This is a genomic window from Nitrosomonadales bacterium (genome assembly GCA_016716325.1).
Lineage (GTDB): Bacteria > Pseudomonadota > Gammaproteobacteria > Burkholderiales > Gallionellaceae > Gallionella.
On record JADJWO010000001.1, the window covers coordinates 933,080 to 948,915 of the forward strand.

Below are 15,836 nucleotides of genomic sequence, written 5' to 3' on the forward strand. Positions count from 1 at the left end.
ATTACCGTGACAACACGGCGCCATATCAGCCCCGCACGTAACAATTCCTTCATGTTCCATGGGTAGCATGAAGCGTTTTGTCAATCGCTGCGGGGAGAAAACGGATGAGCAACAGCAAACACACATCGGCACAATTCGATGCCGAGCTCCAGACCGTGTGCGAGCGCGTGCTACTGATGGGAAATCTGGTGGAAAGCCAGATCAGACTCGTACTGGAAGCTCTCGCCAGCAACGACATTGTGCTGATGAACCGCATCATCAACGATGATCACCGCGTCAACGCGCTGGAAGTGGAAATCGACGAACAATGTGTGCTGATCATTGCCCGTCGCCAGCCCGCCGCGAACGATTTGCGCCTCGTAATGACAGTGATCAAGACCATCACCGATCTGGAACGTATCGGCGACGAGGCCAAGAAGATCGCCTATATAGCCAAGCGACTGTTGCAACGCGAGCACATCCATGTGGCGCGTTATACCGAGATCCGGCATGCCACCCAACTGGTGCTGGACATGCTGCGCAAGTCCCTGGATTCATTTGCACGGCTCGACCTTGCCGCCGTTGCACAGGTGGTACGCCAGGATGACCTGGTGGACAACGAATTCCGCACTATCCTGCGCTATCTCGTCACCGTCATGATGGAAGACCCGCGCACCATTTCCACGGCACTGGAGATACTTTTCATCGCCAAGGCGCTCGAACGCATAGGCGACCATGCGCAAAACATGGCCGAATACATGGTTTATATGGTCAAGGGCCGAGACGCACGCCACATCAGCATCGAAGAGATCGAACAAAAGATACAGGAATAGGAGCACCACAAGCAGAAAACCCGCTTTCGCGGGTTTTCTGTTTGGACAACATGACAGGCAAGCCGGATTATTTCAGCTTGGTTTCCTTGTACATGACGTGCTTGCGTGCCTTGGGATCGAACTTCTTCATTTCGAGCTTTTCGGGCGTGGTCTTCTTGTTCTTGGTCGTGGTGTAGAAATGACCGGTGCCGGCACTGGATTCGAGTTTGATTTTATCGCGCATTTTCTATGATCCTTAAACGTTTTCGCCACGGGCGCGCATTTCGAACAGCACGGCGTCGATGCCGTTCTTGTCGATGGTACGCAGCGCTGCATTGGTCAGGCGCAGGCTTACCCAGCGGTTTTCACTTTCAACCCAGAAGCGGCGGCGCTGCAGATTAGGCAAGAAGCGACGCTTGGTTTTGTTGTTCGCGTGGGAAATATTGTTCCCGCTCATCGGGCCTTTTCCCGTCACTTGACATACACGTGCCATGGTTATACTCCAACCGTTTTCCAAAAGAGCGCGGATTCTACAGAAGGAATCCAGAATGTTCAACCCGAATTTTCCTGCCCTACCCACCAAGGCAGTCCTGTAATAATATTGTCACAAAGGGTGGATAGGATGCGCCACGTAGCTTTCTCGTACCAACGAATGCCTGCCCAGTACGGGAGCCTTATGCAGGATAACCGGATTATCTGGCCAATCTTTATGGTGGAGACTCACATGAACAACAAACTTATGCAAATGATCGTCGCCCTTGTCGTAGCGGGGCTTTACGCCAGCTTCAGTATGGCCGCCGGCATCACTGGGGCGGGAGCAACCTTCCCTTACCCGATCTACGCCAAATGGGCCGAAGCATACAAGGCACAGACCGGCACAATCATGAATTACCAGTCCATCGGCTCCGGTGGAGGCATCAAGCAGATCACCGCCAAAACCGTCGATTTCGGCGCATCCGACATGCCGCTCACGCCGGAACAACTCGACAAAAACGGGCTGATGCAATTCCCGACGGTCATCGGCGGGGTCGTGCCCGTCATCAATGTGAAAGGCATCGCCAATGGCGCGCTGAAACTGGATGGCGCGACATTGGCCAACATCTATCTGGGCAAGATCACCAAGTGGAACGACCCGGCACTGGTTGCGCTGAACAAGGATATCAAGCTGCCCGATGACAACATCACCGTAGTGCATCGTTCGGACGGCTCCGGCACCAGCTTCATTTTCACCAATTACCTGTCCAAGGTCAGCGCGGACTGGAAGTCCGCAGTCGGCGAAGGTACTGCGGTTTCGTGGAAAGCGGGCACCGGCGGAAAAGGCAACGAAGGTGTCGCCTCCTACGTGCAACGCATCAAGGGTTCCATCGGTTACGTGGAATATGCTTACGCGCTGCAAAACAAGATGAATTTCGTTCTGTTGAAGAACCGCGATGGTCAGTTCGTCAAGCCGGAAGATGTCAGCTTCAAGGCGGCTGCCGCATCCGCAGCTTGGGACAAGGCTCCCGGTTTCTACAAGATACTGACTGACGAGCCCGGCAAGGAAAGCTGGCCCATCAGCGGCGCGACCTTCATCCTGATCCACAAGACGCAGGACAAGCCCGAAAGCGGCAAGGAAGTCCTGAATTTCTTCGGCTGGGCCTATGACAAGGGCGGCAAGCTGGCTTCCGACCTGGATTACGTGCCCTTGCCGGAAAACGTCGTGAAACTGATACGCTCCGCCTGGAAGGCACAGATCAAGGATGCATCAGGAAAACCGCTGGTGAAATAAGCAGGCATTACTGCGCTATAATCGCGGGGGCTTGCGGCCCCCGTTGATCATCACCCACCAATACCAAAATCATGCCGAAGTTATTACACGAAGCGCATCTCAAACGGCACACCATTCTGGACCTGCTGTTCCGCAGCCTGACCCGCGTTTCCGCATTTGGCGTCCTGATTCTGCTGGCCGCCATCATCTTCTCGCTGGTCATGGGCAGCATGCCGGCGATCCGCGCATTCGGCTTCGGCTTCCTGACCAGTTCCGACTGGGACCCGGTCGGCGACCAGTTCGGCGCGCTGATTCCCATTGTCGGCACGCTGGTAACTTCCGGCATCGCGTTGCTGATCGCCATCCCGGTAAGCTTCGGCATCGCCATTTTCCTGACCGAACTTTCGCCGCGCTTCCTGCGCCGCCCGCTCGGCATCGCCATCGAATTGCTGGCCGGCATTCCCAGCATCATCTACGGTATGTGGGGATTGTTCATCTTCGCGCCGTTATTCGCCGACCATGTCGAACCATGGATGAACGATCATATCGGCACGCTGGACTACATCGGGCCGTTCTTCTCCGGCCCGCCGATGGGTATCGGCATACTGACTGCCAGCATCATCCTGTCCATCATGGTGATACCGTTCATTTCCTCGGTGATGCGCGACGTATTCGAGGTGGTCCCGACGCTGTTGAAAGAATCGGCCTACGGCCTGGGCGCAACAACCTGGGAAGTCGTCTGGAAGGTCGTACTGCCTTACACGAGGATCGGCGTGGTCGGCGGCATCATGCTGGGGCTGGGACGCGCGCTGGGCGAGACCATGGCGGTCACCTTCGTCATCGGCAATGCGCACGAACTGACCAAATCCCTGCTGATGCCCGGCAACAGCATCGCGTCAGCGCTGGCGAACGAATTCACCGAGGCCTATGGGGAGCTTTACACTTCCGCGCTGATCGAACTCGGGCTGATCCTGTTTTTCATCACTTTCGTAGTCTTGTCACTGGCCCGCTACATGCTGTTCAAGCTCGGCAAACGTGAAGGGCAGACGACATGAGCATCAACCTGAATCTTTACACGCGCCGCCGCATCGTCAACGCCATCGGGCTCACCGTATCCATGCTGGCCATGGCATTCGGCCTGTTCTGGTTGATCTGGATATTGTGGACCCTGCTGGAACATGGCCTGCCCGCGCTCGGCCCGGTTGTATTCGCACAGATGACCCCGCCGCCCGGCAGCTCGGGCGGCCTGCTCAACGCGATCGCCGGCAGCCTGATGATGACCGTGATCGGAACCATGATCGGCACCCCGGTCGGCATACTGGCGGGGACCTATCTGGCCGAATTCGGACAGCGCGGGTGGCTCGCGCCGATCACCCGCTTCATCAATGACGTATTGCTGTCAGCGCCCTCCATCGTCATCGGACTGTTCGTGTACGAAGTCTATGTCGTCCACGTCAAACATTTTTCCGGTTGGGCAGGTGCACTGGCACTGGCCATCATCGTCATCCCCATCGTCATCCGTACCACCGAGAACATGCTGCGTCTGGTTCCCAGCACGTTACGCGAAGCCGCCGCCGCCCTCGGCGCGCCGCAATGGAAGATCATCAGTTTCGTCACCCTGCGCGCCGCGCGCGCGGGGATCATTACCGGCGTGATGCTGGCCATTGCGCGCATCAGCGGCGAAACCGCCCCGCTGCTGTTCACCGCGCTGAATAACCAGTTCTGGAGCAGCGACATGGACCAACCGATGGCCAACCTGCCGGTAGTGATCTTCCAGTTCGCCATGAGCCCCTACGAGGATTGGCAAAACCTTGCCTGGGCCGGTGCGCTGCTGATCACCCTGAGCGTGCTGACCCTCAACATCCTGGCTCGCGTATTGTTCCGTCAAAGCGCCACCACTCACTGACCCCAAGGTTTGAAAATGAACGCTGAAAAAATCGCCAACCCGAAAGTGATCGTCAAGGATCTGAACTTTTATTACGGCAAATTCCTCGCGCTCAAGAACATCAATCTGGATATCGCCGAAAAGATGGTGACCGCTTTCATCGGCCCATCCGGGTGCGGAAAATCGACGCTGCTGCGCACCTTCAACCGCATGTACCAGCTCTACCCGAAACAGAAGGCCACCGGCCAGATCCTGCTCGACGGCGACAACATCCTGGATGCCAAGCAAGACCTGAACATGCTGCGCGCCAAGATCGGCATGGTATTCCAGAAACCGACCCCGTTCCCGATGTCGATCCACGACAACATCGCATTCGGCGTTAAGCTCTACGAAAATCTCAGCAAGAACGACATGGACGAACGCGTCGAATGGGCGCTGAAAAAAGCCGCCCTGTGGGGAGAAGTAAAGGATAAGCTGAAACAAAGCGGCACCGGACTTTCCGGCGGACAGCAACAACGGTTATGCATCGCGCGCGCCATTGCGGTCAAGCCGCAGGTGCTATTACTGGATGAACCAACCTCGGCGCTGGACCCGATCTCGACCGCGCATATCGAAAAACTGATAGACGAACTGAAAGAGGACTTCACCATCGTCATCGTTACCCACAACATGCAGCAGGCAGCACGCGTATCCGATTACACCGCCTACATGTATCTGGGCGACCTGATCGAATTCGGCGATACCAGCACGGTATTCACCAACCCGAAACGCAGGGAAACGGAAGACTATATCACTGGACGATTTGGCTGATCTGCCATGCATCTGCGCACAAACAAAAAACCGGCCTGCAGCCGGTTTTTTGTTTTTCTGGTCACCGCCCCCGTTTAACGATAGCGGTTGCCCGGCTCCTCGTCACGATAGCGGCGGCGATCGTCATGACGGTCGTTGCGCTGTTGCGGCTCCTCGCCCAGCACGCTGACAGCCACGCGCAACCTTGTGCCCGGTTCCACCCTGTAGGGCAGCGTGGTCGTGATGTCCTGGCCGTTGTAGCGATAAACCACCGTATAACCCTTCACCACTTCGCGCGCTTCATTCACTTGACGGCAGCGCTCCACCTGCTCGGTACGCGGTTGATCCGGATTGGCGACGCGATCGCCGATCACCGCCCCGGCGATACCACCCACCGCAGTCGCAGCCTTGTTGCCGGAACCGCCCCCGACCTGGCTGCCCAGCACCGCGCCGGCTACACCGCCGACCACCGCGCCAGTCGCGGAACGATTGCTGTCCGGATTGGCGACGCGATCACCGATCACCGCGCCGGCCACGGCACCCGCACCGGTCGCGGCCGTATTGCCGCTACCGCCGCCCACCTGGCTGCCCAGCAACCCGCCCGCTATCCCGCCGATCAACGCACCGCCGAGGGAACGCTCCTTGGGCGCGACCTGCACGGTCTCGGTCCAGCATTCCCGGCGCGGCTCGCTGACCTGTTCATAGATCGGCTTGCTCGATATGACGCGTGCCGTATCGGTAAAGTCGGCTGCAGAAGCGGTTCCATACAAGGAAACCAGGCTCAACACCAATAAACTTTTCTTCATTTTTCCATTCGCTCCATAAAATGCCCGCGCATCGGGGACGCAACTTCGACTCCCGATACAGCACAGCGTTCAGCGATAAATGTTTCAAAATGTAGCCGGATTGCCCGCGCATTCTACTGCATGGCGCAAGATAAGGAGGCCTACCCCGACGGGTTATTTTTGCGATGCCGGATGAATTCGCTGATCGCCGGGATAAAGGAAATGAAGATGATGACGAGGATCATCAGGGTAAGATTGTCCTTGATGACCGGGATGTTGCCGAACAGATACCCCGCCACGATCAGGCTGCCGATCCAGGTTATCCCGCCGACGATGCTGAACATCACGTACAACCGGTAGTTCATGGTACCGATACCGGCCACGAATGGCGCAAAGGTGCGGATGATCGGGAGGAAGCGCGCGAAGATCACCGTCTTGCCGCCGTGCTTCTCGTAGAACGAATGGGTCTTTTCCAGATGCTCACGCCGGATGAAGCGCGGACTGGCGCGTTCCAGCAAGCGCAACCCGAGCAGACGGCCAATCCAGTAGTTGGTGTTGTCACCCATGAAGGCCGCCAGGATCAGCAGCGGTATCGCCACCTGCAACTCCAGCGCCCCCATGCCGCACAGGGTGCCGATCACGAACAGCAGCGAATCTCCCGGCAGAAAGGGGGTCACCACCAGTCCGGTCTCGCAGAAGATGATCAGGAACAGGATGCCGTACACCCACACGCCGTATTCCTGCACCAGCGCCAGCAGGTGTGTATCGAGGTGCAGGACGATATCGATAAAGGAAGTGAGCAACTCCATCGTTTAGGGCAACACTTCCTCGGCTTCCGGCTTCTCCGGCTTGATGAAATCTTCGCGCGACACGCCGAGCAGCAGCAGCAGCGGGCTGGCGACCAACACCGAGGAGTAGATGCTGAACAGGATGCCGATGGTCAGCGCCATCGCAAAATAGTGCAGTGTCTCGCCGCCCAGGAACAGCATCGCCCCCACCATCATCTGCGTCGAACCGTGCGTGATGATGGTGCGCGACATGGTGCGCGTGATGGCGTTATCGATGATCTCGGTCACCGGCGCCTTGCGCATGGAGCGGAAGTTCTCGCGGATCCGGTCGAACACCACCACGGACTCGTTCACCGAGTATCCCAGCACCGCCAGTACCGCCGCCAGTACCGACAATGAGAATTCCCACTGGAAAAAGGAAAAGAAACCGAGAATGATCACCACGTCATGCAGGTTGGCGATGATGGCGGACAGACCGAACTTCCATTCGAAGCGTATCCACAGGTAACCGACAATGCCCAGGCTGACCAGCAACAGCGCCATCGAACCGTTCTCCACCAGATCCTTGCCGACCTGCGGGCCGACGAACTCTACCCTGCGCATCTCGATAGTGGCATCGTGCCGGTTCAATCCCGCCATCACCTGTTCGGACAACTGCGCGCCTTTGATATCTTTCCGGACCGGCACCTGGATCAGCACATCCTGGCTGGAACCGAAATTCTGCACCAGCGCGTCCGGAAAACCGGCCTCTCCCAGTTGCTCGCGTATCCTGGCGACTTCCGCCGGCTGAGAGTAGTGCACCTCGATCACCGTGCCGCCGGTGAAGTCCACGCCGAAATTCAATCCCTTGGTCGCCAGGAAGAATACCGCGAGCAGGAACGTCAGCAGCGAGATGCTGGTGGTGATCTTCCCGTAGCTCATGAACGGGATATCGCGTTCGATCTTGAAGAATTCCATATCGCTCTCCCTTAACCGATGGCCACTTTGGCCAGTCTGGCCTTGCGCCCGTAAATCAGATTCACCAGCGCGCGTGAAACCAGCACTGCGCTGAACATCGAAGTGAGGATGCCCAGGCACAGCACCACGGCGAACCCCTTGATCGGCCCGGAGCCGAACATGAACAACGCGACGCCCGCGATCAGCGTGGTGACGTTCGAGTCGATGATCGTGCCGAATGCACGGTCATAGCCGGCGTGGATCGCCGCTTGCGGCGTCACGCCATTGCGCAACTCCTCGCGGATCCGCTCGTTGATCAGCACGTTCGCGTCGATCGCCATGCCCAGCGTCAGCGCGATACCCGCCATGCCCGGCAGGGTCAGCGTGGCCTGCATCATGGATAGCAGCGCCACCAGCAACAGCAGGTTCGCTCCCAGAGCCAGCACGGAGATCGTGCCGAACATCAGGTAGTAAACGATCATGAACAGCCCGACCATGATGAAACCGATCTTGGTCGAATCGAAGCCGCGCTTGATATTGTCCGCACCCAGGCTGGGGCCGACGGTGCGTTCCTCGATGATCTCCATCGGCGCCGCCAGTGCGCCTGCGCGCAGCAGCAGCGCGGTGTCCTGAGCTTCAACGGTATCCATCTGGCCGCTGATCTGCACGCGCCCGCCACCGATCTCCTCGCGGATCACCGGCGCGGTGACGATCTCTCCGCGCCCTTTTTCGAACAGGATGATGGCCATGCGCTTGCCGACGTTCTCGCGCGTCGCCTCCTTGAACCTGCGTGCACCCACGCCATCCAGATTGATATGTACCGCCGGCTCATTGGTGCGGTTGTCGAAACCGGGTTGCGCGTCATTGATGCGTTCGCCGGTCAGGATCACCTGTTTCTTCACCAGCAGCGCACTGCCGGCACGATCCTTGAACATCTCGGTGCCGAACGGCGCCGCCGCCCCTTCGACATACGGGTGTTCTTCGTCCACCATGCGCACTTCCAGCGTGGCGGTGCGCCCCAGGATGTCCTTGGCGCGCGCGGTATCCTGCACGCCGGGCAGTTGCACCACTACGCGATCCGCGCCCTGCTGCTGGATCACCGGCTCGGCAACCCCCAGTTCGTTCACGCGGTTGCGCAACGTCAACAGGTTCTGCTGTACCGCCGAATCCTGGATGCGGCGCTCCGCTTCAGGCTTGAGCGTCGCGCGCAACAGGAACTGGCCGCCCTCGTCCTTCCCGGCCAGCACATAATCCGAAAAACGCTGCTTGAGCTCGTCTTCCCCCTTGCCGCGCGCATCGGCATCGCGGAACTTGACCACCAGCGCATTGCCGTCGCGGCTCACCCCGGAGTAGGCGATGTTCTGCTCGCGCAATGTGCTGCGAATATCCCCGATGGCAGCCTCCAGTGCCTTGTCCAGAGCCGCCTTCATGTTTACCTGCAACAGGAAATGCACCCCGCCTCGCAAGTCCAGGCCGAGATACATCGGCAACGCATTGAGGCCGGTCAGCCATTGCGGCGAACGCGACAACAGGTTGAGCGCAACCATGTAATCATCGCCCAACTGTCCGACCAGCACATCCTTGGCCTTCATCTGGCTGTCGGTATCGGCAAAACGCGCCTTGACGCTGTTGCCATCCAGAGTGACCACCTGGGGATCGAGGCCGGCCGCCTTCAGCGCATCGTTCACCCGCGCAAGCAATGCCTCATCCGCCTTCAGGCTGGTGCGCAACGGCGAAACCTGCACGGCAGGCGACTCACCGTAAAAATTAGGCAAGGTATAGATCAACCCGGCCAGCAACGTGGCCAGTATCAGCAGATATTTCCACAACGGATATTGGTTCATCGAAACCTCTTGAATTCCTGCGAGCAACACAAACCGGTCAAGGCCGCCCAACCACGCGGCACGCGACCTGAACGATGCTCAAACCTTATTTGATGGCCTTGATGGTTCCCTTGGGCAGCACCTGCTGGATCGCGGTTTTCTGCACCATCACCTCGGTATTCTCCGCGATCTCCATGCTTACATACTGCTCGAAGATCTTGCTGACGTGCCCGACCTGGCCGCCCACCGTAACGATCTCATCGCCCTTTTGCAGCGCCTCGATCATCGCTTTGTGTTCCTTGGCGCGTATCTGCTGCGGACGCAGGATCAGGAAATAGAACACCGCGATCAGCGCGATCAGCGGCAGATAATCCATGAAACCACCGCCAGCCGGTGCGCCCGCTTCAGCGTAAGCATTACTGATAAAAAACATGATTCAAGCCTCCGGAAACAATTCAAAAGGCGCGCATTTTAGCACGAAGCAGCCAGACATCACCGCTCTCCGGCACGCATCCGCTCAAACCTTGCCACGAAGGCATCGAATTCATCCGCCTCGATCGCGGTGCGGATGTCGCGCATCAGATCCTGGTAGTAATGCAGATTGTGGATGGTATTCAGGCGCGCGCCGAGGATCTCGCCGAGGCGGTGCAGGTGGTGCAGGTAGGCGCGGCTGAAGTTGCGGCAGGTGTAGCAGCCGCACTCCTCGTCCAGCGGGCGCGTGTCCATGCGGTATTGCGCGTTCTTGATGCGCACATCGCCATGCCGCGTGAACAGGTGTCCGTTGCGCGCGTTGCGCGTCGGCATCACGCAGTCGAACATGTCGATGCCTTGCGTCACTGCCGCGACGATATCTTCCGGCGTACCCACGCCCATCAGGTAGCGCGGCTTGTCAGCAGGCAACTGCGGCGCGGTATGGCGCAGGATGCGCAGCATGTCGTCCTTGGGCTCGCCCACGGACAGGCCACCGATGGCAAACCCGTCGAAGCCGATACCCTTCAATCCGGCCAGCGACTCGTCGCGCAGGTGTTCGTGCATGCCGCCCTGCACGATGCCGAAAAGCGCGTTCGGATTACCCTCGTGTGCGCGCTTGGAACGCTCTGCCCAGCCCAGCGACAGGCGCATCGACACTCCAGCCACCTGCTCGTCCGCCGGATACGGCGTGCATTCGTCGAAGATCATCACGATGTCGGAATTCAGCACGCGCTGGATGCGCATCGACTCTTCCGGCGACAGGAAACATTTGTCGCCGTTCACCGGGGAACGGAACTCCACCCCGCCGCCGGTGATCTTGCGCAGCTCGCCCAGGCTGAATACCTGGAAGCCGCCGGAGTCGGTCAGGATGGGGCCGCCCCAACCCATGAAGCGATGCAAACCACCATGCGCGGCGATGACTTCCAGTCCCGGACGCAGCCACAGGTGGAAAGTGTTGCCCAGCACGATGTGTGCGTCGATGTCCTTCAGCTCGGCGGGTGACATCGCCTTCACCGTGCCGTAGGTGCCGACCGGCATGAAGGCCGGCGTCTCCACCTTGCCGTGCGCCAGTTCCAGCGTGCCGCGCCGCGCCATGCCGGAAGTATTCAACAGATTAAATTCCATACTTCATACCCCAATGCAAAAACCGTCTGTCCACGAAAGGCACGAAAATCACGAACCGATCAAAACCATGCCAACATTTTCGTGTCTTTTTTAGTGGATGAATCGCCTTTTCATTCCGAGCGTTCAATAAACATTGCGTCGCCGTAACTGAAAAAGCGGTATTCCCTGTCCACCGCATGACGGTAGGCAGCCAGCATCTTTTCCATGCCACCGAACGCGCACACCAGCATCAGCAGCGTCGAGCGCGGCAGGTGGAAGTTGGTCAGCAGCATGTCCACCGCCTTGAACCGGTAGCCCGGCGTAATGAAGATGCGCGTCTCGCCCGACCCGGCCTTCAGCTCCCCGCCTGCCGCCGCGCTTTCCAGCGCACGCAGGCTGGTCGTGCCGACCGATATCACCCGCCCACCGTCTGCCCCGGCCCGCCGGATCGCTTCCACCGTATCTTGCGAAATCGTATAGCGTTCGCTATGCATCACATGGTCGCCGATATTTTCCACCCGCACCGGCTGGAAGGTTCCCGCCCCGACATGCAGCGTGACATAAGCGATAGTTACGCCCTGGGCACGCAGCCTCTCCAGCATCGCCCCGTCAAAATGCAACCCTGCCGTCGGTGCAGCGACCGCGCCCTGCTCGCGCGCAAACACAGTCTGGTAACGTTCTTCATCCCCGGCGTCGGCCGCATGGGTAATGTAAGGCGGCAACGGCAGCTTGCCGTAGCACTCCAGCACTTCGTCCACGGATTCATCGCACTCGAAACGCAGATGGAAGAACTCGCCCTCCCGTCCCAGCACGGAGACATCTACCGCATCGGCAAGCACGAACCGGCTGCCCGCTCTGGGCGTTTTGCTGGCTCGCACCTGCGCCAGCACCTCATGCGCATCCAGCGCCCGCTCGACCATCACCTCGACCTGGCCGCCGGTCTCCTTCCTGCCGAACAGGCGCGCCTTCAGCACGCGCGTATCGTTCAGCACCAATACATCCCCTGCGCGCAGGAACTGCGGCAGATCGGCGAACATGCGATCCTCCACGCCTGCCTTTCCGACATGCAACAAGCGGCTATCGCCGCGCCGCGCCGGCGGGTGCTGCGCGATCAGGCGCTCAGGCAGGTCAAAATCGAATTCTTCGGTACGCATCTGGCAACAGCCTGGATTCTGCAAAGGCGGGATTGTAGTTGATGTCGCATTCCCTTTCAGGGATAATGCGCGGCTCCAAAAAGCCGGAACAGTAATAATGTTTTCACCCATGCCGGGGTGATGGAACTGGTAGACGTGCCGGACTCACCATGGCTCGTTTACGGGACATGGCGGCGCAGGCTAATGTGAGCATAGCGAACGTTAAACCGCGCAAGCGGTGGCCGGAGCCACAACGAAAGTTGCGGCGCAGGCTAATGTGAGCATAGCGAACGTTAAACCGCGCAAGCGGTGGCCGGAGCCACAACGAAAGTTGCGGCGCAGGCTAATGTGAGCATAGCGAACGTTAAACCGCGCAAGCGGTGGCCGGAGCCACAACGAAAGTTGCGGCGCAGGCTAATGTGAGCATAGCGAACGTTAAACCGCGCAAGCGGTGGCCGGAGCCAAAATCCGGAACAGTAATAATGTTTTCACCCATGCCGGGGTGATGGAACTGGTAGACGTGCCGGACTCAAAATCCGGTGCCCGAGAGGGCGTGGGGGTTCGATTCCCCCCCCCGGCACCAAATTCAAGGGCAGGTATTCCTGCCTTTATTCTTTCTGAGGTCGTTAACATGATCTGGAAACCGAACGTCACCGTAGCCGCAGTCATCGAACGCGATGGACGTTTCCTGCTGGTGGAAGAGGAAACGGAACAGGGGCATCTGTTCAATCAGCCCGCCGGCCACTGGGAACCGGACGAAACGCTGGTGCAGGCCGTCGCGCGCGAGGTGCTGGAAGAAACCGCTTACCGTTTCACGCCGCAGCACCTGCTTGGCATCTATCGCTGGCATTCCAGCCATTCGAACGTCACCTACCTGCGCTTCGCCTTCACCGGCACCGCCACCGACCACGAGCCCGAACGCGCGCTGGACGAGGGGATCATCCGCGCGGTGTGGCTGACGCCGGACGAGATACGCGCCACCCAGGCGAGGCACCGCAGCCCGCTGATCCTGCGTTGCGTGGAAGATTACCTCGCGGGGAAACGCTATCCGCTCGACCTGCTGGTGCACTATGAGTAGAAGGATCGTCGTCGGCATGTCCGGCGGCGTGGATTCCTCCGTCGCCGCGCTGATGCTGAAACAGCAGGGCTACGATGTCGTCGGCCTGTTCATGAAGAACTGGGAGGACGATGACGACAGCGAATACTGCTCTTCACGGCAGGACCTGATCGACGCGGTCTCGGTCGCCGACACCATCGGCATCCCGATCGAGGCAGTGAATTTCGCGAAGGAATACAAGGATCGCGTGTTCAGCTACTTCCTGCGCGAATACGAGGCCGGACGCACGCCCAACCCGGACATCCTGTGCAACTCCGAGATCAAGTTCAAGGCCTTCCTCGATCACGCCATCCAGCTCGGCGCCGACTGCATCGCCACCGGACATTACGCGCGGGTGCGCGAAGCGGGCGGCCTGTTCCAGTTGCTCAAGGCTGCCGACGGCAGCAAGGACCAGAGCTATTTCCTGCACCGCCTGAACCAGGCGCAATTGTCCAAAGCCATGTTCCCGCTCGGCGGGATCGTCAAATCCGAAGTCCGCGCCATCGCCGCGCGGCATGGCTTGGCTAACCATGCCAAGAAGGACAGCACCGGCATCTGTTTCATCGGCGAACGCCCGTTCCGCGAATTCCTCAACCGCTACCTGCCCACCCGTCCCGGCGACATGGTCACGCCCGAAGGCAAGGTGGTCGGCCGGCACGTTGGCCTGTCCTTTTACACCATCGGGCAACGCCAGGGGCTGGGTATAGGCGGCGACAAGGACGCCTCCGGCGAACCGTGGTTCGTGGCAGACAAGGATATGGGCGGCAACCGCCTGATGGTGGTACAGGGACATGACCACCCCGCGCTGCTCGCGCCGTGTCTGGCCGCGCTGGACGAACACTGGATCAGCGGCACCGCACCGCAACCGGACTACCCGTATGGCGCCAAGACGCGCTATCGGCAGGCCGACGCCGCATGCCGCTTCACACCGCTTTCCGACGGTCGCTGCGAAATCACTTTTACCGAACCGCAATGGGCGGTCACGCCGGGACAGTCGGTGGTCCTGTATGACGGAGAGATATGCCTGGGCGGCGCAATCATCGAACAAGCCCTGTCCTGATTCGCGTAAAATGCGCCCTCCACAGATTCAGGGTATGACCATGAGCAAACTCAGCAAACTCACCGCCCTTTCCCCGCTGGACGGGCGTTACCACGGCAAGGTGGATCACTTGCGCGAATACTTCAGTGAATTCGGCCTGATCCGTTTCCGCGTACAGATCGAGATCGAGTGGCTCAAGGCGCTCGGCGCACAGGTCGACATTCCCGAGATCGCGCCGTTCTCCGCCGATACCGTCGCGCAACTGGATGCGATCAATGCCGCATTCTGCGAAGAGGACGCGGTCGCCATCAAGGCTATCGAGAAGATCACCAACCACGACGTCAAGGCAGTGGAATACTGGCTGCGCGAAAAGCTGGCCACGAACCCGGAAACCGCGAAGGCGCTGGAGTTCATCCATTTCGCCTGCACCTCGGAAGACATCAACAACCTCAGCCACGCGTTGATGCTCAAGGGTGCGCGCGAAACGGTGATGCTGCCCGCGCTGCAGGATTTGATCACGCGCCTGAAAGACATCGCGCTGCAGCTGGCCGACCTGCCGATGCTGTGCCGCACCCACGGCCAGACCGCCACACCGAGCACATTGGGCAAGGAGATGGCGAATGTGGTGTACCGCCTGCAACGCGCCGAACAACGCCTCGCCGCCGTCGATATCCTCGGCAAGATCAACGGCGCGGTGGGCAACTACAACGCCCACCAGGCCGCCTACCCGAACGTGGACTGGGAAGGTTTTGCGCAGCGCTTCGTCACGGCGCGCGGTCTCACCTTCAACCCGTACACCATCCAGATCGAGCCGCACGATTACATGGCGGAACTGTTCGATGCCTATGCGCGCATCAACACCATCCTGCTCGACCTGAACCGCGACATCTGGGGTTATATCTCACTCGGCTACTTCAAGCAGAAAGTGGTCAAGGGCGAGGTCGGCTCCTCGACCATGCCGCACAAGGTCAACCCGATAGACTTCGAGAACTCCGAAGGCAACCTCGGACTGGCCAATGCGCTGCTACGCCACCTTTCCGAAAAACTGCCGGTGTCGCGCTGGCAGCGCGACCTCACCGATTCCACGGTATTGCGCAACATGGGCGTGGCGCTCGGCTATACGCTGCTGGCTTACGAATCCTGCCTGAAAGGGCTGGGCAAACTGGAAGCCAACCCGCAACGGGTGGCGGACGACCTGAACGCAAGCTGGGAAGTGCTGGCCGAACCGATCCAGACCGTGATGCGCCGTTACAACATCGAGAACGCCTACGATAAACTCAAGGAACTGACGCGCGGCCAGAGCGGCATCAACCGCGCTTCTTTGCAGGCCTTCATCGAAACGCTGGAGATTCCCGAAGCGGAAAAACAGCGCCTGCTGAAACTGACGCCCGACACCTACATCGGCAAGGCGGCGGAGCTGGCCAAACGGATCTAGCGACGACTCGCAAC

17 protein-coding genes and 1 tRNA gene are annotated in these 15,836 nt (G+C 59.4%); 9 read left to right on the forward strand and 9 right to left on the reverse strand.

Annotated elements, in window-relative coordinates; translation table 11 throughout:
- Window positions 1–104 precede the first annotated feature (104 nt).
- Window positions 105–812 carry a phosphate signaling complex protein PhoU gene (phoU, locus tag IPM27_04400; GenBank protein MBK9160791.1) on the forward strand — a complete coding sequence of 236 codons (708 nt, stop codon included), beginning with the start codon at window positions 105–107 and terminating at the stop codon, window positions 810–812.
- Window positions 813–879: 67 nt separating this feature from the next.
- On the opposite strand, the gene rpmG is transcribed toward phoU, so the two are convergent.
- Both rpmG and rpmB read right to left on the reverse strand, forming a co-directional pair.
- Window positions 880–1,035, reverse strand: a complete 156-nt coding sequence (gene rpmG / locus IPM27_04405; GenBank protein MBK9160792.1) for a 50S ribosomal protein L33 — start codon at window positions 1,033–1,035, stop codon at window positions 880–882.
- A gap of 12 nt (window positions 1,036–1,047) precedes the next feature.
- Window positions 1,048–1,284 (reverse strand): 50S ribosomal protein L28, encoded by a 237-nt coding sequence (gene rpmB / locus IPM27_04410; protein MBK9160793.1) that lies wholly within the window; start codon window positions 1,282–1,284, stop codon window positions 1,048–1,050.
- 231 nt (window positions 1,285–1,515) lie between these two features.
- Here rpmB and pstS point away from each other — a divergent pair, with 231 nt between their 5' ends.
- The 4 genes from pstS (at window position 1,516) to pstB (ending at window position 5,233) form a co-directional block, all read left to right on the forward strand.
- Window positions 1,516–2,559, forward strand: coding sequence for a phosphate ABC transporter substrate-binding protein PstS (pstS, locus tag IPM27_04415; GenBank protein ID MBK9160794.1), 1,044 nt, complete (start codon window positions 1,516–1,518; stop codon window positions 2,557–2,559).
- A gap of 71 nt (window positions 2,560–2,630) precedes the next feature.
- Entirely contained in the window at window positions 2,631–3,593 is a 963-nt protein-coding gene (gene pstC, locus IPM27_04420; protein MBK9160795.1) for a phosphate ABC transporter permease subunit PstC, read from the forward strand.
- Complete coding sequence (pstA, locus tag IPM27_04425; protein MBK9160796.1) at window positions 3,590–4,444, forward strand: phosphate ABC transporter permease PstA; 855 nt, start codon at window positions 3,590–3,592, stop codon at window positions 4,442–4,444. Before pstC ends, pstA begins: the two co-directional genes overlap by 4 nt.
- A gap of 15 nt (window positions 4,445–4,459) precedes the next feature.
- Complete coding sequence (gene pstB, locus IPM27_04430; GenBank protein ID MBK9160797.1) at window positions 4,460–5,233, forward strand: phosphate ABC transporter ATP-binding protein PstB; 774 nt, start codon at window positions 4,460–4,462, stop codon at window positions 5,231–5,233.
- A gap of 74 nt (window positions 5,234–5,307) precedes the next feature.
- Here pstB and IPM27_04435 read toward each other — a convergent pair whose 3' ends face one another.
- The 7 genes from IPM27_04435 to queA form a co-directional block, all read right to left on the reverse strand.
- Complete coding sequence (locus IPM27_04435) at window positions 5,308–5,829, reverse strand: glycine zipper 2TM domain-containing protein (GenBank protein ID MBK9160798.1); 522 nt, start codon at window positions 5,827–5,829, stop codon at window positions 5,308–5,310.
- 329 nt (window positions 5,830–6,158) lie between these two features.
- Window positions 6,159–6,806 (reverse strand): DedA family protein, encoded by a 648-nt coding sequence (locus IPM27_04440; GenBank protein MBK9160799.1) that lies wholly within the window; start codon window positions 6,804–6,806, stop codon window positions 6,159–6,161.
- Between the two features lie 3 nt (window positions 6,807–6,809).
- Complete coding sequence (gene secF / locus IPM27_04445; protein MBK9160800.1) at window positions 6,810–7,742, reverse strand: protein translocase subunit SecF; 933 nt, start codon at window positions 7,740–7,742, stop codon at window positions 6,810–6,812.
- Window positions 7,743–7,753: 11 nt separating this feature from the next.
- A complete protein-coding gene (gene secD, locus IPM27_04450; GenBank protein ID MBK9160801.1) occupies window positions 7,754–9,565 on the reverse strand; it encodes a protein translocase subunit SecD in 1,812 nt (603 codons plus the stop codon).
- Window positions 9,566–9,650: 85 nt separating this feature from the next.
- Window positions 9,651–9,977 carry a preprotein translocase subunit YajC gene (gene yajC / locus IPM27_04455; protein MBK9160802.1) on the reverse strand — a complete coding sequence of 109 codons (327 nt, stop codon included), beginning with the start codon at window positions 9,975–9,977 and terminating at the stop codon, window positions 9,651–9,653.
- Between the two features lie 59 nt (window positions 9,978–10,036).
- Window positions 10,037–11,140: a tRNA guanosine(34) transglycosylase Tgt gene (tgt, locus tag IPM27_04460; GenBank protein ID MBK9160803.1), complete on the reverse strand. Its 1,104-nt coding sequence runs from the start codon at window positions 11,138–11,140 to the stop codon at window positions 10,037–10,039.
- A gap of 110 nt (window positions 11,141–11,250) precedes the next feature.
- Complete coding sequence (gene queA / locus IPM27_04465; protein MBK9160804.1) at window positions 11,251–12,273, reverse strand: tRNA preQ1(34) S-adenosylmethionine ribosyltransferase-isomerase QueA; 1,023 nt, start codon at window positions 12,271–12,273, stop codon at window positions 11,251–11,253.
- A gap of 475 nt (window positions 12,274–12,748) precedes the next feature.
- Here queA and IPM27_04470 point away from each other — a divergent pair.
- From IPM27_04470 to purB, 4 genes are all read left to right on the forward strand, one after another.
- Window positions 12,749–12,835, forward strand: a tRNA-Leu gene (locus IPM27_04470).
- A 48-nt stretch (window positions 12,836–12,883) separates the two neighbouring features.
- Window positions 12,884–13,330: an NUDIX hydrolase gene (locus IPM27_04475; GenBank protein ID MBK9160805.1), complete on the forward strand. Its 447-nt coding sequence runs from the start codon at window positions 12,884–12,886 to the stop codon at window positions 13,328–13,330.
- On the forward strand, window positions 13,323–14,408 hold the full coding sequence (gene mnmA, locus IPM27_04480; protein MBK9160806.1) for a tRNA 2-thiouridine(34) synthase MnmA: 1,086 nt from the start codon (window positions 13,323–13,325) through the stop codon (window positions 14,406–14,408). Before IPM27_04475 ends, mnmA begins: the two co-directional genes overlap by 8 nt.
- 40 nt (window positions 14,409–14,448) lie before the next feature.
- Complete coding sequence (gene purB, locus IPM27_04485) at window positions 14,449–15,822, forward strand: adenylosuccinate lyase (protein ID MBK9160807.1); 1,374 nt, start codon at window positions 14,449–14,451, stop codon at window positions 15,820–15,822.
- Window positions 15,823–15,836 lie beyond the last annotated feature (14 nt).

Coding starts and splice junctions, on each gene's coding strand:
- phoU (MBK9160791.1), top strand. CDS start 105: ATGAGCAACAGCAAACACACATCGGCACAATTCGATGCCGAGCTCCAG.
- rpmG (MBK9160792.1), bottom strand. CDS start 1,035: ATGCGCGATAAAATCAAACTCGAATCCAGTGCCGGCACCGGTCATTTC.
- rpmB (MBK9160793.1), bottom strand. CDS start 1,284: ATGGCACGTGTATGTCAAGTGACGGGAAAAGGCCCGATGAGCGGGAAC.
- pstS (MBK9160794.1), top strand. CDS start 1,516: ATGAACAACAAACTTATGCAAATGATCGTCGCCCTTGTCGTAGCGGGG.
- pstC (MBK9160795.1), top strand. CDS start 2,631: ATGCCGAAGTTATTACACGAAGCGCATCTCAAACGGCACACCATTCTG.
- pstA (MBK9160796.1), top strand. CDS start 3,590: ATGAGCATCAACCTGAATCTTTACACGCGCCGCCGCATCGTCAACGCC.
- pstB (MBK9160797.1), top strand. CDS start 4,460: ATGAACGCTGAAAAAATCGCCAACCCGAAAGTGATCGTCAAGGATCTG.
- IPM27_04440 (MBK9160799.1), bottom strand. CDS start 6,806: ATGGAGTTGCTCACTTCCTTTATCGATATCGTCCTGCACCTCGATACA.
- secF (MBK9160800.1), bottom strand. CDS start 7,742: ATGGAATTCTTCAAGATCGAACGCGATATCCCGTTCATGAGCTACGGG.
- secD (MBK9160801.1), bottom strand. CDS start 9,565: ATGAACCAATATCCGTTGTGGAAATATCTGCTGATACTGGCCACGTTG.
- yajC (MBK9160802.1), bottom strand. CDS start 9,977: ATGTTTTTTATCAGTAATGCTTACGCTGAAGCGGGCGCACCGGCTGGC.
- tgt (MBK9160803.1), bottom strand. CDS start 11,140: ATGGAATTTAATCTGTTGAATACTTCCGGCATGGCGCGGCGCGGCACG.
- queA (MBK9160804.1), bottom strand. CDS start 12,273: ATGCGTACCGAAGAATTCGATTTTGACCTGCCTGAGCGCCTGATCGCG.
- IPM27_04475 (MBK9160805.1), top strand. CDS start 12,884: ATGATCTGGAAACCGAACGTCACCGTAGCCGCAGTCATCGAACGCGAT.
- mnmA (MBK9160806.1), top strand. CDS start 13,323: ATGAGTAGAAGGATCGTCGTCGGCATGTCCGGCGGCGTGGATTCCTCC.
- purB (MBK9160807.1), top strand. CDS start 14,449: ATGAGCAAACTCAGCAAACTCACCGCCCTTTCCCCGCTGGACGGGCGT.